General features: G+C 35.8%; 1 protein-coding gene. It reads left to right on the plus strand.

The genetic code is table 11. The features are described from left to right. Window positions 1-431 precede the first annotated feature (431 nt). A complete protein-coding gene (locus tag EDD58_RS14690; protein ID WP_243648760.1) occupies window positions 432-770 on the plus strand; it encodes an EthD family reductase in 339 nt (112 codons plus the stop codon). Window positions 771-1,232: the final 462 nt, after the last annotated feature.

Below are 1,232 nucleotides of genomic sequence, written 5' to 3' on the forward strand. Positions count from 1 at the left end.
TAAAACTTCTTCCGGTGAATGCAACATGACATCTAGACTAGATATCGTGTTCTTCCATATTCACATTTTCAAGGTGCAATCTTCATCTCGTCGCATCTCGCGGCGACAAGTAATAATATATCATGTATAAAGAAAATGATCAAGAGGGAAATGAAAAATAATAACTTCCCAAATCCACCCAAATTCAACATTTGTCCACTCATCATATCTATATTAACGAGTGGACTACCAAACTCAGATCTCTTATCTAGCATAGATCAATTAGATTCTCTTGTACAAAGATAAGATGTGTAGAAAAGAGCCTATGACACTCAAAAATATTTTTCAAATGAGTAAATTATGAAACAATTTACGAGAGATAGGAAATTAAGTATTTAAAGTCGAATAATTATAAGCATCATACTTATTTTTTTGTAGAATGAGGAGAGGCTATGTTTAAAATTGTCGGTCTTTATCGAGTTCATAATCAAAATGAAGGTTTTGAACAATATTATGTTAATGAACTAGTTCCACGCTTATTAGAAATTCCAGGGGTCATTAAAGTCGAAGTAACTCGCTTAGCCCCATCCCCCTTTCACGATACTTTAGGGGTTAAAGAAGAAACACCTTATTTCATGCAAGGAGATATGTACTTCGAAAGCGCTGAATCCTTACAAGAAGCATTATCTAGTCCAGAAGGAATCGAAGTAGCTCGTCTAATAATTGAAAATGCTTTTGAATTTGTAACACTATACGTAGGTGATTCTTATACTTTCCATAGCGAATCTTGATACTTTAGTCCCAACTAGAATCATATTGGTAAAAAGACAAGCGATGACTTGTCTTTTTTTATATCTTTGCGAACAAGAAATCCCTTAGCTTCTACTGCTTCGATGAGAGTCAAAGGTCAGCCACGGGAGGGTTTTGTCCTCTCGCAAGTCTGACCATTTTATTTCATTTAAATCGGTACCTAGCAGTGATCTAACCAGCGTTTCAAAATAGTATAGATGATCTCAATTTAGATATCTAGTTCACAGGAATCCTCTCGGTTAAATGTGAAGAATGGTCAATAGGCCATTAGATCATATAGAAAAACCTCTGGTCACTTTCACAACCAGAGGTTTAGTACATATTCCCTGAAAACTAAAGAGTGAGTAAAAGCATGACCTGAGAGAGAAAATTCGTTCGTCATGTATCAATAAAGATACTCCGTAGAAAGGAGGTGATCCATCCCCACCTTCCGGTAGGGATAC

Source organism: Hazenella coriacea (genome assembly GCF_004341825.1).
GTDB classification, from domain to species: Bacteria; Bacillota; Bacilli; order Thermoactinomycetales; family Thermoactinomycetaceae; genus Hazenella; species Hazenella coriacea.

Coding starts and splice junctions, on each gene's coding strand:
- EDD58_RS14690 (WP_243648760.1), top strand. CDS start 432: ATGTTTAAAATTGTCGGTCTTTATCGAGTTCATAATCAAAATGAAGGT.